Source organism: Actinoallomurus sp. NBC_01490, assembly GCF_036227085.1.
Classification (GTDB): Bacteria; Actinomycetota; Actinomycetes; order Streptosporangiales; family Streptosporangiaceae; genus Actinoallomurus; species Actinoallomurus oryzae.
Genome location: NZ_CP109433.1, coordinates 4,842,636 through 4,863,601 on the forward strand (window position 1 = coordinate 4,842,636; position 20,966 = coordinate 4,863,601).

Annotated in this window: 15 protein-coding genes; 2 read left to right on the forward strand and 13 right to left on the reverse strand. The window is 70.4% G+C overall.

Annotation, left to right across the window (positions count from 1 at the left end):
- Positions 1-35 precede the first annotated feature (35 nt).
- Both OG417_RS22910 and OG417_RS22915 read right to left on the reverse strand, forming a co-directional pair.
- Positions 36-680, reverse strand: a complete 645-nt coding sequence (locus OG417_RS22910) for a response regulator transcription factor (RefSeq protein WP_329259623.1) — start codon at positions 678-680, stop codon at positions 36-38.
- Complete coding sequence (locus OG417_RS22915) at positions 668-1,822, reverse strand: sensor histidine kinase (protein WP_329259626.1); 1,155 nt, start codon at positions 1,820-1,822, stop codon at positions 668-670. The genes OG417_RS22910 and OG417_RS22915 overlap by 13 nt, the downstream gene beginning before the upstream one ends.
- A gap of 113 nt (positions 1,823-1,935) precedes the next feature.
- Here OG417_RS22915 and OG417_RS22920 point away from each other — a divergent pair, with 113 nt between their 5' ends.
- Positions 1,936-3,162, forward strand: coding sequence for a serine hydrolase domain-containing protein (locus OG417_RS22920; RefSeq protein ID WP_329259630.1), 1,227 nt, complete (start codon positions 1,936-1,938; stop codon positions 3,160-3,162).
- 116 nt (positions 3,163-3,278) lie between these two features.
- Here OG417_RS22920 and OG417_RS22925 read toward each other — a convergent pair whose 3' ends face one another.
- The 3 genes from OG417_RS22925 to OG417_RS22935 form a co-directional block, all read right to left on the reverse strand.
- Positions 3,279-6,428 carry a TIM-barrel domain-containing protein gene (locus OG417_RS22925; protein ID WP_329259633.1) on the reverse strand — a complete coding sequence of 1,050 codons (3,150 nt, stop codon included), beginning with the start codon at positions 6,426-6,428 and terminating at the stop codon, positions 3,279-3,281.
- A gap of 180 nt (positions 6,429-6,608) precedes the next feature.
- Positions 6,609-7,742 (reverse strand): hypothetical protein, encoded by a 1,134-nt coding sequence (locus OG417_RS22930; RefSeq protein ID WP_329259636.1) that lies wholly within the window; start codon positions 7,740-7,742, stop codon positions 6,609-6,611.
- A 192-nt stretch (positions 7,743-7,934) separates the two neighbouring features.
- Positions 7,935-11,768, reverse strand: a complete 3,834-nt coding sequence (locus OG417_RS22935) for a glycoside hydrolase family 2 TIM barrel-domain containing protein (RefSeq protein WP_329259639.1) — start codon at positions 11,766-11,768, stop codon at positions 7,935-7,937.
- Between the two features lie 249 nt (positions 11,769-12,017).
- On the opposite strand from OG417_RS22935, the gene OG417_RS22940 reads away from it, so the two are divergent.
- Entirely contained in the window at positions 12,018-12,749 is a 732-nt protein-coding gene (locus OG417_RS22940; RefSeq protein ID WP_329259642.1) for a nucleotidyltransferase domain-containing protein, read from the forward strand.
- A 173-nt stretch (positions 12,750-12,922) separates the two neighbouring features.
- Here the strand turns inward: OG417_RS22940 and OG417_RS22945 are convergent, their stop codons facing one another.
- The 8 genes from OG417_RS22945 to OG417_RS22980 form a co-directional block, all read right to left on the reverse strand.
- A complete protein-coding gene (locus OG417_RS22945; RefSeq protein ID WP_329259645.1) occupies positions 12,923-13,765 on the reverse strand; it encodes an urease accessory protein UreD in 843 nt (280 codons plus the stop codon).
- Positions 13,762-14,445 (reverse strand): urease accessory protein UreG, encoded by a 684-nt coding sequence (gene ureG, locus OG417_RS22950; protein WP_329259648.1) that lies wholly within the window; start codon positions 14,443-14,445, stop codon positions 13,762-13,764. Before ureG ends, OG417_RS22945 begins: the two co-directional genes overlap by 4 nt.
- Positions 14,446-14,485: 40 nt before the next feature.
- Entirely contained in the window at positions 14,486-15,160 is a 675-nt protein-coding gene (locus OG417_RS22955; RefSeq protein WP_329259651.1) for an urease accessory protein UreF, read from the reverse strand.
- A 23-nt stretch (positions 15,161-15,183) separates the two neighbouring features.
- Positions 15,184-17,013, reverse strand: coding sequence for an urease subunit alpha (locus OG417_RS22960; RefSeq protein WP_329259654.1), 1,830 nt, complete (start codon positions 17,011-17,013; stop codon positions 15,184-15,186).
- Positions 17,010-17,666, reverse strand: a complete 657-nt coding sequence (locus tag OG417_RS22965; protein ID WP_329259657.1) for an urease subunit gamma — start codon at positions 17,664-17,666, stop codon at positions 17,010-17,012. The genes OG417_RS22960 and OG417_RS22965 overlap by 4 nt, the downstream gene beginning before the upstream one ends.
- A gap of 214 nt (positions 17,667-17,880) precedes the next feature.
- Positions 17,881-18,705, reverse strand: a complete 825-nt coding sequence (locus OG417_RS22970) for a transporter substrate-binding domain-containing protein (protein WP_329259660.1) — start codon at positions 18,703-18,705, stop codon at positions 17,881-17,883.
- Positions 18,706-18,717: 12 nt separating this feature from the next.
- A complete protein-coding gene (locus OG417_RS22975; RefSeq protein ID WP_329259663.1) occupies positions 18,718-20,136 on the reverse strand; it encodes a hypothetical protein in 1,419 nt (472 codons plus the stop codon).
- An 11-nt stretch (positions 20,137-20,147) separates the two neighbouring features.
- On the reverse strand, positions 20,148-20,966 hold the full coding sequence (locus OG417_RS22980) for an FHA domain-containing protein (protein WP_329259666.1): 819 nt from the start codon (positions 20,964-20,966) through the stop codon (positions 20,148-20,150).

The window sequence follows — 20,966 nt, forward strand, 5'->3', positions numbered from 1 at the left end:
CGGCCCGCCGCCCACGGATCAGGCTGCCGGGGTCCTCAGTGGCGGCTGAGGTAGGTGAGGACGGCGAGGACGCGGCGATGCCCGCTGTCGGCGGGAGAGAGACCGAGCTTGGCGAAGATGTTGCCGATGTGCTTGTGGACGGCGTTCTCGGTGATGACGAGCCGGGCCGCGATCGTGGCGTTGTCCTTTCCCTCGGCCATCAGGGCGAGCACTTCGCGTTCGCGCGGCGTGAGATCGGCGATCGGGTCACGGGCGTGACGGGTGAGAAGCTGGGCGATCACCTCCGGGTCCATGACGGTGCCGCCGTCGGCGACCCGCCGCAGCGCGTCGATGAACTCGCTCACCCGGCTCACCCGGTCCTTGAGGAGGTAGCCGACGCCGCCGCGGCGATCGGAGATCAGCTCGGTGGCGTACTGCTGCTCGACGTATTGGGACAGGACGAGCACCGGCAGGCCGGGGTGCCGGCGGCGGGCGTCGAGCGCGGCGTGGATGCCCTCGTCGCGGAAGGACGGTGGCAGCCGTACGTCGACGATGGTGACGTCCGGCCGGTGTTCGGTGACGGCGGCGACGAAGCCCGGGGCGTCCTGGGTGATCGCGGCGACGTCGAAGCCCTTGGCGGTCAGCAGGAGCTCGAGCCCGCTGGACAGCAGGACGTTGTCCTCGGCGATCACGACCCGCACGGCAGGCTCACAGCGATCGTGGTCGGGCCGCCGGCGGGGCTGTGCAGGCGGACGGTGCCGTCGAGCGCCAGGACGCGGTGGCGGATTCCGGCGATGCCGGTACCCCGCGTCTCGTCGGCGCCGCCGATCCCGTCATCGGTGACCTCGACGGAGAGCCGGTCACCGTCGCGTGCGATCCGGATCGTGCTCCGGGCGGCCCGGCTGTGCTTGACGGCGTTGGTCAGCGCCTCGGCGACGGTGAAGTAGGCCACGGCCTCGACCGCGGCGGGCACCGTCCCGAGATCGCCGATGTCGAGCTCCGTGCCGATCGCCGATCGGGTCCCCAGCGCCGCCAGCGCCCCGGCGAGGCCGCGGTCGGCGAGGATCGGCGGATAGATCGTCCGAATCACCGCACGAAGCTCCGTCATGGCCTCCTCGGTCCCCTCGTGCGCCTCCCGCAGGAGCCGGTCCACCATCTCGGGGTCCGTCTCCAGCGACTCACGGGCCGCGCCCAGCCGCATCGCGATGGCCACCAGCCGAGCCTGGGTGCCGTCGTGCAGGTCGCGTTCGATCCGGCGGAGTTCCGCACCGTGCGCGTTCATGGCGTCGGCTCGTGTCTCGGTCAGGGTCTCCACCCGCCGCGCCAGCCGCTCGGCGGCCGAGGGGGACAGCAGCGCCACGCAGATCCGGGCGTGCAGGCGCGCCAGCAGCGGAACCAGCCAGTAGGTCAGGGCCGCGAAGATGATGATCTGTAGAGTCCCCAGGGTCAACGCCGTGCTCCACCCGGACAGCGGAACACCGGCGGCGAAGCCGCCCGCGCGGGTGCCGGCGGGCAACGCCCACCACAGGGGCACCGTGACGGCGGTGGCGACCGCGTTGCCGGCGCACACGACCACGACGAGCCCGAACGCCAGGCTGGTCACGACGTAGGTGCACAGCCATCCGAGAAAACGCCACGTACCGACACGGACGAGGCCGGAACCGGGAGAACGCAGCAGCCGCTCGGCGCGGCCACGATGCCAGGACGCCCAGGTGCGAGCCATCGTCGGGACGAGGAGTACGGGCAGCGCGACCAGGGTGACCGCGGCGGCCGACAGGCTTGCCAGCAGGTAGCCCAGGCCACGCCACATCGCCGTGAGCCGGCTGGTCTCAGGGTCGTTCATTCGCACGAGTCTGGGCCATGGTGAGCGAGCCGGGCACTACAGCCTGCCACCCCTTTTTCCCCCTGGTGAGCGGTATCGTCCGCTCGCTTCCGCCGGACCTAGCGTCAACGCCCATGACGACCTCACCGATTCGTTCACCACGGCGGCGCGCCCGGTCCGTCCGGCGGAACCTGGCCCTGGCCGCCATCGTGACCGGGACCCTCTCCGCCGGCGTGCCCGGCGCGATGGCCGCACGACAGCACGACGACCAGGCCCAGCTCCGGCGTGACGTCACCGCGATCACCGCACTCGGCGTGACGGGCGTCCAGGCCCGCTTGATCACCTCTGATGGCCGGAACCTGACCGCCACCAGCGGCGTCGCCGACCTGACGAGCCGTCGGCCGGTCTCCCCGAACGGCCACTTCCGGATCGCCAGCGTCACCAAGGCGTTCGTCGCCACCGTGATTCTGCGACTGGCCGGCGACGGCAGGCTCTCCCTGGACGACACGGTCGAACGATGGCTGCCCGGCGTGGTCTCCGGAAACGGAAACGACGGCCGCGCGATCACCATCCGCCGGCTGCTCCAGCACACCAGCGGCATCCACGACGACTACCCCGACTACACCTCGGCGGAGGACTTCTACCGGCACCGATACGACGTCTACACCGCCGAGCAGACCGTCGCCCGGGCGATGCGTCACCGGCCGGACTTCCAGCCCGGCGAGGACTGGAGCTACTCCAACACCGGCTACGTCCTGCTCGGCATGATCACCCAGCGGGTCACCGGGCACCCCTGGCATGAGGAGGTACGGGACCGGATCACCCGGCCGCTCGGCCTCCAGCACACCTTCTGGCCGGGCACCTCGCCCACGCTGCCCCGGCCACACGCCGAGACCTACCAGAGGTTCCAGCCCGGCGAACCACTCACGGACGTCACCGAGCAGGTCGGCCCCGGCACCAACGGAGAGGCCGGACTCGTCTCCACCACCGCCGATGTCAACCGGTTCTTCCGCGCCCTGCTCGGCGGCCGGCTCCTGCCCGAGGCACAGCTGGCGCAGATGAAGCAGACCATGCCCGTCAGCGGGGAGTACCAGCGGTTCATGCCGGGCGCCCGCGACGGGCTGGGCCTCTTCTCCCGCCCGCTGTCGTGCGGCGGGGTGTACTGGGGTCACGAGGGCGGCGATTCCGGCTGGATCACCGCCGACGGCGTCACGGCCGACGGCCGGCGCAGCGTCACGGTCTCGCTGTCGGGCGTGTTCGCCGATGCACCGGACGACGTCCTACGGGTGGAACAGGCCGAGAGCAAGCTGGTCGACGACGCCCTGTGCACGGCCCCGAGCACCGGCCGCACACAGAGCTGAGCATCACCCACATGACACGGGCGCGCTCAACGGCGGGCCTGATCACCCGCGCGGATCACGCGCCAAGGGCCGGCAGGCTCACCGGGAGCCTGCCGACCCTGGAGATCGGACGCGGTTCAGCTGTAGCTGATCGTCGTGGCGGTTCGGATCGAACGGGCCGGGACCGTCACGGTCAGCGTGCGGCGGTCCGGGTCGTACTTCCAGCTTCCGGCCGGTGCCGGGGTGCCGTTGACGCGTACGGTCGACGGGGCGTTGGCGTTCGTGAAGACGGCCGTCCACTGGCGGCTGCCGACCTGGCCGCTGAACGAGCCCTTCGCCGGTTCGATCCGGAGCGTGTGGGTCTTGTCCGTGTAGCGCATCCTGATCGTCGCCGACTTCGGGGACGCGGACCGGCCGTCGTCCTCGTACAGCGAGTACATGCCGTCCGCGCCGCCCGACACCGTCAGCGTCACCTTGTTCAGCGGGTTCTGCACGTCGTTGGTCACGTTGTCCGTACGGGTCGGCACGATGCCGCCCGCCTTCACGAACACCGGCATCGCGTTCCAGTCCGACGTCACGTCCGCCACCGCCGGGCCCGTGTAGGTCTTGCCGGTGAAGTAGTCCGTCCACTTGCCCGGCGGGAACCACACCGACGTCGTCGAGGACGTGCCCGCCGACGTCGCCGGCGCGACCAGCACGTCCGAGCCGTAGAAGTACTCACGCGACGCCGCGTCGTACGCGCCCGGCTGGTCCGGGTACTCCAGGTACGTCGCCCGTACCGCCGGGATGCCGGAGACCGAGGCCTCCCGCGCCAGCCCGTACGTGTACGGCACCAGGTCCTCGCGCAGGTTGAGGAACTTCTCCGCCGCCGTACGCGCCTGGTCGCCGTACTGCCACGGCAGGCGGTCGCTGTGGTTGCCGTGCAGCCGCAGGATCGGCTGGAACGCGCTCAGCTGCACCCACCGTACGTACAGGTCGTCGGCGAGGTGCGACGGGCCGTTGAAGCCGCCGATGTCGTGGCTGACCGCCGACAGGCCCGTGGCCGCCGACTCGCCCGGCGTGTAGCCGACCTCGAAACGCAGCGTGTCCCAGCTCGACGTCGTGTCGCCCGTGAAGTGCACCGTCGTGCGCTTGTCCGCCCACGGGCCCGTCGGTACGCCCGCCTGGCCGCTGTAGCCGCCCGCCTGCAGGGACCCGAACGCCCGGGAGAAGGCGAAGCCGCGGCCCACGTTCTTGGCCGTGTCATCGGCGTACTGCTGGTTGATCCACGCGTCCGGGGTGACGCCCGCGAGGGACGAGCGGGAGTCCTCGCAGCACCAGTCCAGCCACCAGAAGTCCGCTCCCTGCTTCTCCGTCGTCTGGTGCAGGTCGAAGTAGGCCTTGAGCTGCTTCGGGTCGCCCCAGTCGAACACGTGGCAGGTCTGGCCCGGGTCGGCCGAGCAGCCGCTCGCGGCCAGTTTCCCGTCGGCCGTGGCCTGGGCCTTCGCGTACTGCGCGTCGTCGCTGCCGATGCTCGGGTGGATGTTCAGCGTGTTGTGCAGCCCCTGCCGGGCGGACCAGTCGAAGAACGCCGCCGGGTCGGGGAACTTCTTCGGGTCCATCTCCCAGCCGTTCCAGGTGGAGGGCGACTTGTAGTCCGTGTCGGTGACCAGGACGTCCAGCGGCACCCCCTCGGAGCGGAACCGCGGCAGCACGGTGTTCTCATAGTCCGCGGCCGTGAAGTCGTAGTACTCGGAGAACCACACGCCGTACGCCCACCGCGGCAGCAGGTTCGGCGGGCCGGTCAGCGTCGCGAGGTCGGCCAGGCCGCGCTTGTAGTCCTGCCCGTACCCGAAGAGGTAGGAGTCCTGGTACGTCTTCTGGGCGGGCCGCTGGTGGACGGCGCGCGTCGCCGGGTCGTACAGCGCCGACGTGGTGTCATCGAGCAGCTCCCAGCCGTCGCGGTACAGCAGGCCCGGTGTGGTGACTGCGCTGCCGTTGACGCCGTCGAGGCCGCGGCGGTACCCGCCCAGCGGGCTGTGGGCCGGCCGGATCGGCGACGTCGTCGAGGTGACGGCGACCGTGTCGAGGTTGACGTGGCAGCTGTCGGCGGACGGGCAGCCGATCGCGACGGTGTCGGAGCCCTTGGTCAGCGTGACCGGGATCGTGGCCGTCGACCAGCTGTCCCAGTCGGCGGTCACCGGCAGGCTGGAGGAGGTGGCCGCCCCGCCGTTCACCGCGGTGGAGACCGTACGCGCCGAGCCGCTCGCGTTCGCGTACCGGAGCTGGAGCGCGTACCGGCCGTCGGCGGGCACGTTCCGCAGCGCGATGGAGTCCGTGGCGCCGGCCCGCTCCAGGCCGGCGACGAAGCCGCTGCCGGCGTAGCCGTTGTGGTCGGCGCCGACCTTGGCTCCTCCGGTGAGCGCGCCGTCCTCGGCCTCGCACACGGTGCCGTAGTCGCAGGGAGCCGCCGTGGCGGCCGGCGCGGGGTACGGCGCGCCGGGCGCGGTGACGGCGAGGCTGTCGATGTTGACGTTCCCGGAGTCCTTCGCGCCCCGGGAGACCACCAGCGTGTGTCGGCCGGCGGTCAGCGACAGCGACATCGAGGCGAACGCCCAGGTGTTCCAGTCGGCGGTCGTCGGCAGCGAGAGCGTCGTCGCGTCGCCGTCGTCGACGGCCGCGCTCAGCGTACGGGTCGTGTTCCCGCCGTCGCCGCCCACGCTGTTGGCGTACCGGAGGCGCAGGTCGTACGTCCCGTCGGAGGGCACGTCGAGCTGGTACGTGAGCGAGGCGCCCACGCTCTGGAAACCGGCGGCGAACCCGGTGCCGGTGAAGCCGCTGTGGTCCGAGGCGACGCTCACCCCGCCCGTGAGGGTGGTCTTCTCCGCCTCACACAGCGTGCCGACGGGGCAGACCGCCGGCGCCGGCCAGGTGGGGTGCGCGGTCACTCCGGTATGGAGGCTCACCGACACGTTCTCGGCGGTGAACGGCCCGGAGCCGACCTTGTACCGCAGGGTCATCCGGTCGGTGGCGATGGTCAGCCAGCCCTTGCTCACCTTGTGCGTGAAGGGGGTGTTCCCGAAGTCGTCCCGGCCGATCGCGTTGAACGTCGCGGCGTCGGTGAATCTGCCCTCGCCCGCGTACTCCATCCGGATCAGGGTGGGGGAGAGGACCTCGAACCGCGCGTCGCCCGAACGGACCGCCCGGTGCCGCGCCCCGCCGCCGGGCGAGGCGGCGGCCGGTGGCGCCGCCGCGATGGCGAACACCCCGGCCAGCGCGGCGACCAGCGCGACCACTTTCGTGCGCAACGGCCGAGGCCGCCACGCTCGTCCAACCCGCCGGCGAGTCGACCTCATCCAACGCCTCCGGTGTTCGAAAATGTTCGATTAACTTCGCAGCAGATGATCAACCACCCGGTGCAGAGGAAAAATGGCACGCGATCGGACAAAGATCAAGAGGTTGGAACGCGCCAGGATCGGCCAGGTCTTCTACCAGTCGTGCCCGTGGTCCCAGCCGTGGTCATCGTCCCCGTCGTGATGCCCGGTGTCGTGATGTCCGCCGTCGTGCCCGCCGTCATGGGCGGGGCCGTCGGTGCCGTCGTGATCGCCGCCCTGCCGATCGCCGGCGCCCGCCCGGTGCCCCGGCTGCGATGCGAGGTGGCGTTCCAGGACGTCCTGGAGATAGTCCACGAGCGTGTCCGCGGCCTCCTCGAACCGATCGAGCCGTTCCTGGTCTTCGAGGGCTTCACTGATGATCCGCGCCTGGTCCGGCTCGGCGTCGTCATCGGGCCGCACGGCCTTCGTCTTCCGCCTGGCGCCTCCGGCCCGCTCCGCGGCGACGAGGAGGTAGGGCGCGTGGCGCGCCGTGACCTCGGCCGCGTCCGGATCACCGCGACGCGCGGCCTCGGCACTGATCCGCAGCCGGCGCAGGAAACGCCGGAGCTGAAGGTGGCGCCGGCGGTCCGGGCGCCTGCGCTGTTCCCCGACGTCCGAGCGCACCGCCGCGATGGTCACCGCGGCGAACCAGAATGACAGCGCCGTGACGCCCCATCCCTCGTACCCGAACAGCCAGGAGCGCCCGCCGACCAGGACGGCGAGCGCGAAGAACGTCGTCAGCCCTCCGGCCCACAGCAGGCCGGAGACGACTCCCCAGTACTCCGTCCAGCCTCTCGGGCGGTCGAACGGCCGATCCCACCCGCGTTCTCGCGCGGTGTTCTCAAGCTCCCTCACGATCGCCGGGGCGATGGAGTGCAAGGTGTCCGGGCGGAGCGTCGTGGTGGTGTTCCGCGTGCCGAACAGCGCGTTCACCAAGAGCCTCTCGTAGCCGGTGAGCCGCGCGTCCCGGCCGGTGTACGTCAGCCGCCAGGAGCCCCGGCCGTCACCGGCGGCGTGCACCACGCGGCGGTGGACCAGCTCGGCCAGGACCACCATCGGCGCGGCCTCCCGGGCGTTCCCCCGGAGCCCGGTCCAGGTCAGCAGGGCGAGTCCCGGATCGACCCCGCGCGGCGGCCGGCGACGGGTGCGCGCTCGCGCGTCGGAGCCGGGCCAGCGGCTCGCCCACCACAGTGCCGCGAGCGCGAGGAGCGTACCGCCGGCCAGCAGCCCCGCGACGACTCTCAGCACCGTGCACTCCCGCGCTTGCGGAGGAACCTGGCCCGCCATTCTCTCCGGGGCGGACGCCGCCGGTCCACCGCCGCCGGCTGAGCGGTCGCACCGCCCTGAGAGGCCGGCGACGCGCCGGCGGCGCGACGGATGGGGTCGGCTGCGCGCCGGTCGCCCGGCTCCAGCGCGCGGAGCCGGGCGGTGGAGCCGGGCTCATGGGGTGGTCGCGGTCGGGTGACGGGAGGCGGTCATGGCCTGGTCCACGCTGGTGAGAGGGCGCAGGCGGTACGTATACCGGTAGTCGTGGTCGGTGAAGAGCTTGTACGTGTCGTGCGTCTGGGCGCCCCAGCTGTTGTCGCCGCCCACGCCCATCTGCCGGTAGTTCAGCCGCAGGATCACGTCGTCACGGGGCGTGAGCTGATAGTCGTGCCGGGCACCCGTCGACAGGTCCTCCGGGGTGAAGTGCGAGGCGTTGAACTCCAGGAGCGGCTCGCCGGAGGCGAGCAGACCGACACCCCGGTCATCGGTCAGGGCGACCCAGCGGACGTCGGTCCGCTCGCCGTTCTCCTGTGGACGGATGTAGTCGGTCCCCAGCCTGGAGACCCTGGAGGAGTACAGCCCGACGTCGGAGGCGGTCTTGCGGTCCCAGTAGTTCTCGTCCGGGCCGCGGCCGTAGTACCGCACGTTCTCGAAGCGGCCTGGCAGAGACAGCATCGTGCCGACCTCCGGGATGTACGGGAGACTGGACGCGCCCGGGTGGAGGGTGTCGTCCACCTTGATCTCGCCGTTCCCGAACACCGTGTACGTCGTGGTGTAGGACGACGGCGTGGAGGTGGGCAGGGTACCGGTGACGTTGATCGCGACGGCCTGGCCGGCGATCGGCTGGACGGTGACGCCCGTGACGTGGCGGTCGGCGCCCGCGTGGCGCCAGGTGCCGTTGCGGTTCGGCTGACCGTTGCCGACGTCGTTGTCGGTCGGCGCGCGCCAGAAGTTCGGCTCCGGTCCGGACTTCACGAGCTGCACGCCGTTCGCCTTGTAGGACGTGATGGCACCGCTGTCCTTCGCGACGGTGACGGTGAAGCCCTTGCCGGTGACGGTGACCGAGTCGTCGTCGTTCGCCGTGCTGACATGCGGCACCCGGTCCAGCGGCACCGGGGTGACTACCGGGCCGCCGAAGCCGACCGGTAGCTGGTCCTTGGCCACCTCGAACCCGGGGGCCGCCCACCGCGTGGGTGTCTTCGTGGTGAACGACAGCTCCAGGAAGTACTCCGACCCCGGCGCGGGCCTGGCCGGCCGGTGGATCGGCAGGGTCACCGTCTTGCTCTTCAGCGGGGCGATGTCGAGCTGATCGGCCGTCAGGCTTCCGCGTTGTACGGGCCTGCCGTCCGCGACGAGGGTCCAGTGACCGTTGTACGCGTCGACGTTCGTGAACAGGTTCTCGTTCTTGATCGTGATCACGCCGGACGTGACGTCGGAGCCGGCGGAGACGTTGACGGCCTGGTAGACGTGCTTCACCTCGTCGGCCTTGCCGCCCGGCTCGCGCGTCGCGGGCAGGATGCCGTCGGACTCGAAGTTCCCGTCGTTGGGGTTGTCACCCCAGTCGCCGCCGTACGACAGGTACGTGGGCGAAGCCGGCTTCTGCTCGCCGTATGCGGCGGTCGCCGCATCGAACCAGAACCGCACGCCCGCGTCGGACGGGCTCCGGCCCGAGGCGGCCAGCTCGTCCGCGGACAGCGCCCGGTCATAGACGCGGGCCGCGCGGATGTGGCCGCTGAACACCCGGCTGGGGTTGTCGGCGTCGGTGCCGAGCGCGATCGGCGCGTTGTCGCTGTCCGGCGTACGGTCCGTCGTCCTCGTCGCCTTCGCCTCGCCGTCGATGTAGAGCGTCAGTTTCCCCGCCGCCTTGTCGAAGACGCCGGCGACATGATGTTCACGGCCGGTCCAGTCCGCCGGGAGGGGAGCCGTGGCCGAGATCCACGATCCGCCCGAGTAGATGAAGAACTCCAGGTGATCGTCGGTCTGCTTCAAGGAGTACTGCGTGTCCCCCTTGGCGACGATCGGCTGGTGCCCGCCGACGGCACCGGGCGTGACCCATGCCTCCGCGGTCACCGACCCGTTGATGTCCAGTCCCTTGTCCGGGGCGAACACGGCCGGGCCGGACAGCCCGCTCGCCTTGTCGAGCGTCGCGCTCGGGCCGAGCTCGGCGGTCAGGGTGTCCGGGCCGGTCTCGGTCAGCCGCTTGCGCGGCGGGGTCGGCCAGGTCAGGGCCTGGTCGACGAAGTCCCAGATGAAGCCGCCCTGAAGGACCGGGTGGGACCGTACGACGTCCCAGTACTCCTTGAGATTCCCGGTGGAGTTCCCCATCGAGTGGGCGTATTCGATCATTATGTACGGCCGGGTGTCACTCGTGTCCGCGGCGCGGTTCGCCACGGTGGCCGGGCTCTCGTACATGTGGGAGCGGACGTCGCTGACCTGCGGCCGGTTGTCGCCCTCATACTGGATGACGCGCGTGCTGTCGTAGGAGCGGATCCAGTCGTGCATGGCGACGAAGTTGCTTCCGCCGCCGGCCTCGTTGCCGAGTGACCAGATGATGACGGACGGATGGTTCTTGTCGCGGTGCACCATCTGCTGGGCGCGGTCGACCACCGCGGCGGTCCAGTTCGGATCGGAGGCCGGGTAGCGGTCGCGGATGCCGTGGGTCTCCAGGTTCGTCTCGTCGAGGACGTACAGGCCGTACTGGTCGGCGAGCTCGTACCAGGTCGGGTTGTCCGGGTAGTGCGAGGTGCGGACGGCGTTGATGTTCATCCGCTTCATCAGCGTGATGTCCTTGACCATGTCCGCGCGGGTCACGGCGGAGCCCCGGTCGGGCTGCGTCTCGTGCCGGTTCGTGCCGCGCAGTGAGATGGGCTCGCCGTTGATCCGCATCAGCCCGTCCTTGAGGGCGAACTCGCGGAAGCCCACCCGGGACGACAGCGTCTCGATCACCTTCCCGGCCGGGTCCCGCAGCCGCAGCACCGCCGTGTAGAGGTTCGGCCGCTCGGCGGACCACAGCTTCGGAGCCCGTACGGCCTTGGCCGCGCGCACCGTGACGTCCTGGCCGGCCTTGACCGAACCCAGGTCGGCGGGCTGCGTCAGCGGTGCGGACCAGACCGGGCGGTTCCGCGCGTCGTAGAGCGTGGTCTCGACGGTGTACCGCCCGGCGGCCGGGGCCGTTCCGTAGCCGCGGACACTCGCGGTGACCGACAGGTCGGCGTTCGTGTAGCCGTCCTTCAGCGGGGTGTCGAGCTTGAAATCGCGCAGGTGCACGGCCGGCGTGGAGAACAGGTACACCGAACGGAAGATCCCGGACAGCCGGATCATGTCCTGGTCCTCCATCCAGTCACCGTCGGAGAAGCGGTAGACCTCGACGGCGATCTGGTTCGTGCCGGGCTTGAGATAGCGGGTGATGTCGAACTCTCCGGGGACATAGGAGTCCTCGTGGTATCCGACCTTCACGCCGTTGATCCACAGGTAGAAGGCCGACTTCACCCCTTCGAAGTGGACGAACGTCTCCCGGCCCGCCCAGTTCGCCGGGACGGTGAACGTCCGGCGGTACTGCCCGACCGGGTTGAACCTCGTCGGTGCGAACGGCGGCTGCGCGTTCTCGTTCTGGCCGTTGGCTCCCCACCAGGGATAGGTGATGTTGGTATAGATCGGGAAGTCATAGCCGTGCAACTGCCAGTCCGACGGCACCGGGATGGTCTTCCATGAACGATCGTCGACGTCGGTCCGGTAGAAGCCGGCGTCCCGGTCGGCCGGGCGGTCCGCGTGCTGGAACCTCCACTCGCCGTCCAGGCCGCGGCGGTACGGGGAGTGCGTACGGTCCGCGGCCAGTGCCTCGCCCAGGTTCGCGTACGGCATCAGCGTCGCGTGCGGGGGCTCGGCGTTGACCTCGAAGGCCGGGATGTTGTTGTTCCACTCCGGGTAACCGTTGGGGGGATCCGTCCATCCGCCGGGCGCGGCGGACGCGACGGACGGTGCCGCGAGCCCGAGAGACAGAGCCAGCACCGCGAGGACTGCGAGAAGTCGATGACGGGTTGTCCTCACGCACGCCTCCGGTGTTCGAAAATGTTGAATTAACTGCGCAATATGCGGCTAACGGTGTCTTTCATCCGGAAAATGACATGCAAATTGACTCATAGCAAGGGAATCGCACACGGCCGTGACGGCCGGAATCGGACATTCGGCTCGCCGAACGGCGCCGAACGACGTCGGCCGCCCGGTCCCGGCCCGGGATACTCGCCTACGATCATGGGCATGCGAGACGACGAATTCCTCACCCATGTCGGCGAGCGGCTCGCCGGGCTTCCTCGCGTTCAGGCGGTAACGCTCGGCGGGTCACGGGCGGCCGGGACGCATCGGCCCGACAGCGACTGGGATCTCGCCGTCTACTACCGCGGCGACTTCCAGCCCGATGACCTGCGTGCGCTCGGGTGGGAGGGGCAGGTCTCCGAGGTCGGCGGCTGGGGCGGTGGTGTCTTCAACGGCGGCGCCTGGCTGCGGATCGACGGGCGGAAGGTCGACGTGCACTACCGCGATCTCGACGACGTCGAGCACCGCCTGGCCGAGGCGCGCGAGGGGCGCTTCGCGGTCGAGTGGCTCCTGTTCCACCTCGCCGGCGTCCCGACCTACATCGTCGTCGCCGAACTCGCCGGCAACCGGGTGTTGCACGGCACGCTGCCGCGGCCGGAGTTCCCGCGAGCGCTGCGCGACAGCGCGCCCGGGCGCTGGCGCGCCGACGCACGGCTCACCCTCGACTACGCGCGGGGGGCACACGCCGTCAATGGGCACGTCGCCGAGACGGCCGGGGCGATCGCGACCGCCGCCCACCAGGCCGCGCACGCCGTGCTGGCGGAGCGAGGGGAGTGGGTCACCAACGAGAAGACGCTGCTCGACCGGGCCGGCCTACGCGGCGTCGACGAGATTCTCGCCAAGGTCGCGGAGGAACCCGTGAAGGCGGTCGACGCCGCCGCGCGTCTCCTCGGGTGAGGCGCCGCAGCACCTGACCCGGCACGTGGTCGTGGGGTGCGCCCGCGGCGCTGGGTGGTACGAAGCTCGGTGATGTTGGAGGCGAAGTCCGTGCCGGCCACTCGCCGGCAGGAGTAGGCGTGCGGTTCGGCGGTAGTCGTCGTTCCCGGTGAGACCCACGCGCGCTTTTCCGGTCAACGGCTTTCGCCGGTCTGGTTCTCCAGGCCGAGGTAGAGGTGGCGGCGCAGAGCGGCGGCGTCCGGTGCGACGGCGGTGAGGAGTCGGCCGGGGCCGGGAAGCGGGGTGATCACGGCGTGGCCTCTGGCTGGATCGTCATCGAGAAGCCGGGCTTCGGACGGGTGTTGGATCGTGGGGTCGATGAGCAACAACTGGCCGATCGTGCGGTAGTCGGCCAGGACGGCCGGGCCGTCCCAGCAGGGGGCGCCGGGTCCGTAGGCGGTGCGCTGGTCCAACAGCGTCCGGCCGCAGCGCTGCACGGTGAGCCGGTTGGTCAGTCGGCCGGTTGTTTCGTGGGCGCGGCCGAGAATCTGGTGTTCGCTGAGCAACAGGCGGGCGGTAGGCGCCAGGTCGATTCGGGTCTCTTGGTGCAGGTCGCTGCCCGCGGCGGAGATGAGTGGTTTGGGAAGCCAGTGCAGACGTGCCGATTCGGCGATGGAGAAGAACAGTTCCAAGGTCGCAGGAGCGGGCGTGGGGCTGGGGAGCGCGACGGTGGCGGTCGCGGACGTGACCCGTAGGTCGGCGCCTGGTCCGACGGTGACTTCGATGCGGAGATGGTCTCCGTTGTGCGGGGCGTTCATGGCGCCGACGACGCAGACGCGCGCCTGGGCGCCGCGTGGTCGAAGGCGGCGTGGGTCGAGGGGGCCGTCGCCGTGGAGGTCGGACAGGCGGGTGGCTCCGGCTTCGGCGATGGCGGTGATACGGGCGGTGCCGCGCAGGCTGTGCGGCCTGTCCCGGACGTCGGCGTAGAGGCCTGGCGGGCGGCGAGTAGGCGTGGTGGTCAGGGTGTGTGCCGTCATGCCTGCGCGGTGTTCCACTCGGTGACATGGTGGCCGACCCATGCGGCGACGGGCTCGATGCCGCCTTCGGCGCGGACACTGGTGAGGACGACGGGGCGGGTGCCGCGTGCGGTCTTGGCGTCGCGTTCCATGGCCTGCAGGTCGGCGCCCACGTAGGGAGCAAGGTCGGTCTTGTTGATGATCAACAGGTCCGCGGTGGTCAGGCCGGGGCCGCCCTTGCGGGGGATGTCGTCTCCGCCGGCGACGTCGATGAGAAAGATCTGGTAGTCGACCAGGCCCTTGGAGAAGGTGGCGGTGAGGTTGTCGCCGCCGGATTCGATCAGGACGAGATCCAACGGATCGAGGCGGGCTTGGAGGTCTTCGACGGCCTCCAGGTTGGCGGAGATGTCGTCGCGGATAGCGGTGTGCGGGCAGGCGCCGGTCTCGACGGCGGTGATTCGATCCGGTGGCAGGACGGCCCGACGGAGCAGGGCGTCGGCGTCTTCGCGGGTGTAGATGTCGTTGGTCACCACGGCCATGGACAGGCTGTCACGCAGCCGGCGGCACAAAGCGGCGACGGTAGCGGTCTTGCCGGACCCCACGGGGCCGCCCAGGCCGATGCGCACGGCGCGTCGACCGCCGGTGGTGGTGCGGCCGGAGGCGGCTCCCGAGGACAGGGTTTCGGAGTGGCGTAGATGCATGGCGTGCCTCCGGTGAATGGGGCGTGAGAGTTGGCTGGGGTCAGCTGGCGAACAGCCGTAGCGGCCAGGTCGCGTGCTGTTCGGCGGTGAGGTCCAGCAGCGGCGCGGAGGCGGCGGGGAGGACCTGGACGCCCTCCGCCGGCACTCGGGCCGCCTGCTGTGCCGCGCAGTCGGTGACCTGGTCGATGTCGGCGGTGAGGCGGACCAGGACACCGGTGGCGTGCAGCGGGTCCAGGCTCAGCAGACGGATCGCGGCGGTGACCGGGCCGCTGACGCTGTCATAGGCGGCGGCGCGCGCGGCCTCGAGCGGGCTCAGTCCGGCCGTGCACCCGGCCACCCCCAGCACGATCGGCTGGTGCAGGCCACCGGGGTGAGCGGCGGCCAATTCATCGAGCCGGGGGTCGGGCCAGGCGGCGCGCGCGGCGCGCAGTAGTTGCCGTCCGAGCTTGCGGGCGATTCGGCGCAGCGCCAGGGAGGGAGTGCGGGCGTCGGCGGCCGCGTCCAACAGGAGCGGATCGCAGCCACCGGCCGCCGCGGCGGCCAGCGCGGCGGCCACCAGGCCGGTGGTGTGCAGCCGGCCGCGGCAGAAACGCTCCAGCGTGTCCGCGCCGTGGACGCGGCCGGCCGCGATGGCGGCCTCGGCCCCGCCGGAGTGGGCGTGACCTCCGGAGGGGAATCGGCCGTCGCTGAGTACCAACAGTGCCGTGGGGTTCATCGTCGCTCCTGACCGGCGGCCTTCTAGAACAGGAAGTAGCGCTGGGCCATCGGCAGTTCGGTGCGGTACCGCGGCTCGACCGTCTCCTGCTCGACCGATGTCGCCACGTCTTCGGCCTCACCGTCGGGCTGGCAGGCGCCGCCGCTGCCGGGAATGGTCACGGTGAAGGTGTCCGGATCGATGTCGATGACGGGGACGGCGTCGTTCTCGCGCATGTCGGCCTTGGACAGCCCGCGGGTGTCGGTGATGGCCACGAACGCCTTGCGCAGGCCGGACAGTCCGGTGAACCGGGGGGAGACGAAGTTGACCGCGTTACCGCCCGGCGCGTGCCCCAGGGCGCCGAACATGCGGCGGGGCAGGATCGGCTGAGGGGTGGGAATGGACGCGTTGGCGTCGCCGATCTGCGCGTAGGCGATCTGACCTCCCTTGATCACCATGTGTGGTTTGACCCCGAAGAACTTCGGCTCCCACAAGACCAGGTCGGCCAGCAGACCGGGCTGGACGGCGCCGACCACGTGGCCGATACCGTGCGCGATGGCCGGATTGATCGTGTACTTGGCGACGTATCGGCGGGCGCGCAGGTTGTCGGCGGGACCGTCGCCGTCGAGGCTGCCGCGTTCGCGTTTCATCACGTGAGCGGTTTGCCAGGTCCGCAGGATCATCTCACCGATGCGCCCCATGGCCTGAGCATCGGAGGACATCATCGCGATGGCACCCATGTCGTGCAGGATGTCCTCGGCGGCCATGGTGGAGGGCCGGATGCGTGAATCGGCGAAGGCCAGATCCTCCTCGTCCTCCCGGTTGAGATGGTGGCAGACGATCACCATGTCGAGATGCTCGGGCACGGTGTTGATCGTCAGCGGCCGGGTGGGGTTGGTGGAGGCGGGCAGCACGTTGGGATAGGAGGCCAGCCGGATCATGTCGGGGGCATGACCGCCGCCGGCGCCCTCGACATGGAAGGCGTGGATGCACCGGCCACGAATGGCGTCCACGGTGTCCTGCAGGTACCCCGCCTCATTGAGGGTGTCCGCGTGGATGGCCAGCTGGACCCCCGACTCCTCGCACACCTCCAAGCAGGCGTTGAGCACGGCCGGAGTGGCGCCCCAGTCCTCATGAATCTTGAACCCGATGACGCCTGCGTCCAGCTGGTCGCGCATAGCGCCACGCGACATCGTGGCACCCTGGCCGAGCAACCCGATGTTCACCGGGCTGCCGTCCAGGGCCTGCAACAACGTGGTGATGTGCCAGGCGCCGGGGCTGACGGTGGTGGCCTTGCTGCCCTCCGCCGGCCCCACGCCCCCGCCGATCAACGTGGTCACGCCCGAGGCGAGCGCCTCATCGATCTGTTCGGGGCAGATGAAGTGGACATGGGTGTCCACGCCGCCCGCGGTGAGGATCTTGCCGTTGCCGGAGATGATCTCGGTCTCCGGCCCGACGACGATGTCGACCGGCTTGGGCGAGCCGGTGAGAACGCCCGTCACATCGACGCCGTGGCGCCTGTTCATCGTGTCGGGGTTGTAGGCCCGGCCCACCGCGTGGATGCGGCCATCGCGCAGCGCGACGTCCGCCTTGACCACACCCCAGTGATCCAGGATCACCACTCCCGTGATCACGGTGTCGGCGGCTCCGTCCACGCGCCTCACGCAGGACTGGCCCATCGACTCGCGGATCACTTTGCCGCCACCGAACACCATCTCGTCACCGCTGTGGCCCGGGCCGCCCGCCCAATCCTGGGTGACCTCGATCCACAGATCGGTGTCGGCCAGCCGGACGCGGTCGCCGACGGTCGGGCCGTACAGCGCGGCGTAGTCGGCGCGCTCCAGCCTTGAACGCGTTTCGCGGGCCATCGTCATCGCAGCGCCCCTCCGATCTGGCCGCGCAGGCCCCAGACCACCCGATCTCCCTGCAGGGGGACCAGATCGACCTCTTCCTCGTCGTTCGGCTCGAACCGCCGGGATTTCCCTGCCGGGATGTTGAGCCGCATGCCATAGGCGCACTCGCGATCAGGTGGGCCGGACGTGGGCACCGGCCTGATCTCCAGTGCGGGATTGACCTCATAGAAGTGGTAGTGGGAGCCGACCTGGACGGCGCGGTCTCCTACGTTGCGGACCTGCACCCACGTCACCGGCAGGCCCTCGTTCACCTCCACCGGGTCGGCGGAATCGGGATGCTCGATCTGTCCAGGACGTCCCGCATCACCCTCGTTCGGGATGGGGCCGCTGATCGTGACCAGCTTCGTGCCGTCAGGGAACGTAGCCTCGACCTGAACCGTCTCGATCATGTCCGGCACGCCGTCCATCACCTCCTCCCGGGTGAGCACGCCGCATCCGGACGTCATGAGTTCCCTGACCGTCTTGCCGTCCCTGGCCCCTTCCAGCACGTGCGCGGTCAACAGCGCCATCGCCTCGGGATAGTTCAGCCGCAGCCCTCGCGCCCGGCGTTTCTCGGCCACCTCCGCGGCCATGTAGATCATCAGCCGTTCCTGCTCGTGCGGGGTCAGATGCACCTCATCCTCCGGGAGTGAAGCGGTAAACGATCGGCCGCCTGTCGCTCTGTAGTCGGATGATTGCACAAAGTAGCGGCGATGAGGAGTGGTCGGCCCGGACCGAGCGGTCGATCGGTACCGCTCGGCGGCGCCTCCTCCTGGTTCGCCGGCGATCCGCCCGACGCGAGCGCCGCCCGGATCCGTCAGGTGAGCAGCCGCGCCTCTCCTCGGGTGATCAGCCGCAGCCCTCGAACTGCGGCACCGTGGTCGTCAGGTGCAGGCCCGTCGCGCCGAACCACTTGCGCAGGAGCTGGGCCGCCGTCCCGTCCAGGTACATCCCGGTGATCGCCTTGTTGATGTCCTCGCAGCCCGTGATGTCGTCCTGCTTGATGCCGACGCCGTACCGCTCGTCGGAGATGGGCGCGTTGACGAAACGCACCGACCGGCCCTTCTGGGCGGCGAATCCGGCGAGGATCAGGTCGTCGGTCGAGATGGCGTCGAGACTGTTGTCGATGAGCTTGGTCATGCAGTCGCCGTACGTCGGGGCCTTCACCACGCGGGCCGGCACGCCGCGCTCGACCGTGACCCGCTGCCAGGACACCGACCCGGTGACCGCGCACAGGCGCCGGCCGGCCAGGTTGCGGACGTCCTTGATCCCGGTGTCGCTCGCGCGGACCAGCGTGTCCTGGTGAGCGACGTAGTACGGCCCGGCGAAGGCGACCTTCGTCTTCCGCTCGGGTGTGATCGAGTAACTGGAGATGACGAGGTCGACCTTGCCGGACTGGATCCAGCTCTCCCGCTTGTCGTACTGCACGACCTTGAAGTCGACCTTCTTCGGCTTCTTCTTCTCCATGTGCGCGGCGATGTAGCGCGCCACGTCGATGTCGAAGCCCTGGTACGTGCCGTCGGACTGGAGCAGGCCCAGACCCGGCTGGTCCTTCGAGACACCGATCACCAGGGTGTTCTTGTCCGCGACGGACGTGCCACCGCCGGTGCCGCACCCGGCCACGGTGAGGAGCAGCGCCAGCGCGGCGCCGATCCGATTCAGAGCTACTCGCATGACTCGCTCCCCTTACCGGAACTCGGACAGCCGCGGACGCACGCCGACCAGGACGAGGATCGCGATGACGACCGCGGCGACGGGCAGGCCGACGCTCCAGCCGCTCAGGCCGTGGTCGCCGTCGCGGATGGCGCTCTTGAACGCCTTCTGGTGGATCGCGGTGAGCGACACGAGCGACTGGTCGTACGCGGCGAAGTCACGCGAGGCCGTGCCCATGCGCAGGACGATCGCGTCGTGGCGTCGTCCGGCGGTAGTGGCCAGCGTACGCAGCTGGGAGTCGTCGTGCTGGACCGTCTCGTACCCCTGAAGCGTCCGGTCGACGGCGGCGCGCTGGCCCGGCAGCGTGACGTGCTGCGACTCCAGGCCGAGGAAGCCCGTGAACCCGCTGTGGGCCGCGATCCGCGCGTCGACCTGCTGGTAGTACTGCTGGAGGTTGCCGGCCGTGACCGAGAGGATCTCCTGCGACTTGTCCAGGTAGACCTGTTCGTACGTGTCGGCCTGGTCGGGGTCGAGCAGGTACCTCGTCTCGTCGGCGTCGGCGTTGTTGCTGATCGCGCGGGCCCGCGACAGCGACAGCACCGAGTCGAAGCCGTCGTTCTTGGCCTTGCTCAGGTGGCGCGCCTCGCTCGCGAGCAGGCCGACCGTGGCCGCGACGAGCACCACCGAGGCCAGCGTCGCCAGCGCGAGCACCGGGTTGATGAGCCGGCGGAAACGACGGGTCAGGTACACCTGGAGCCCGACGAGGATCGCGATGAGCACCAGGCCGGTGACCACCACCCACGCGATCCCGTCCAGGACCGCCGTGTGCTTGGACTCGTACGTGCGCCGCACCGTCGTGCCGTTGTCGAGCGTGAGGTTGTACGCCTTGGGCAGCACGTCGAGCTTCATCAGGTCGGTGGCCTGCCGGTACAGCTTGCGGACCTGGTCGCTCGGCGCTCCGGCGGCGTGAGGCTGCTGCTGGTCGAGTTGCTGCGCCTGGCCGGCGAGCTGCTCGTACCGGCCCAGCGCGTCGAGGATCGAGCGCGCGGTCTGCTGCTCGGCGCTGTCGCCGCTCGCCAGGTTGGAGCCCTGCAGCAGGGCGCGGTGCGCCTCGGAGCGCCGCTGGTCGTACACCTGCAGGGCCTTCGCCCGGCCCGAGCCGAGGTCCTCGCGGCCCATCAGGAGAACGGCGGCGAGCTGGGCGTCCATGTCGCTGAGTGCGTAGTAGAGGTCCCCGGTGGCGACCACCTGGGGGCCGGCGTCGTGGCCGATGATCTTGAGGCCGTCGCGGGCGTCCTGCACGGCGAGTGCCGCCACCGTGAACACCGCGGCGACGGCCAGCACGGCCAGGAGCGCGAGCCCCCGGATCCGCCCGGGCAGCGTCCTGAGCCGTACGACCCGTGCCACGCCGGCCAGGCGCGCCGGTGGCCGGGACGGCGGAGCTTCTGTCATGGTCACCGGCCTCAGCCCTTCCGCAGCGTGATGGTCGTCCAGACGCCGATGTGGATGCGGTCGCCGTCGCGCATCGGCACCTCGACGTTGACGGGGATCGGCTCTTCCGAGCCGTTGACGGTCGTGCCGTTGGTGGAGCCCGGGTCGACGAGGCTCACCGTGCCGTCCGGCCGGGAGAGCAGGACCGCGTGCGTGTGCGACGCTCCCGGATCCTCCGGCGGCTCGCTCAGATTGATCTCCGGGACGGTGCCCTGGGAGACGCTCCGCCGTCCGATGCGTACCTGCGGCCGGTCCAGCGGGATCCGGCGCTCGGGACAGTACGGCGGGAAGGTGAAGGCGCTGTTCGCCTCGTTCTGCCGCAGCACCGTCTCGTAGTAGTCGCGGTCGGCGTTGACGATCGCCGTCCACGCGGCCGGCTTCGTCGCACCGGACCCGCTCGTGCCCCACCGGCCGGTCGCCGGCTCCTCCGACGGCACCGACGGTGCCGAGGCCGCTGAAGGCACCGAAGGCACCGACGGCACTGAGGGGACCGAGGACTCCGAGGCGGGCGCGGGGCCGGTTCGCACCGGGCCCGTCGCGCCCGAGCGTCCGGCCCCGACCGCGAAGTCGTACCCGCAGCCCTCACAGAACCGGCCCGTACGCGGTGTCGCGCAGTCCGGGCAGGCCTCGCCCGACCCCGCCGCCGGGGGAGCGGCCGTGGCGGCCCCGTTCCCGGCCTCGCTGCCGGGTGCCGTGAGGATCGAGGACACCGTGGGCCCCGTCATGCGGGTGCCGCAGACGTCGCAGTAGTCGTCGGCGCCGGATGAGTGTCCGGCCGGACAGGTCGGCAT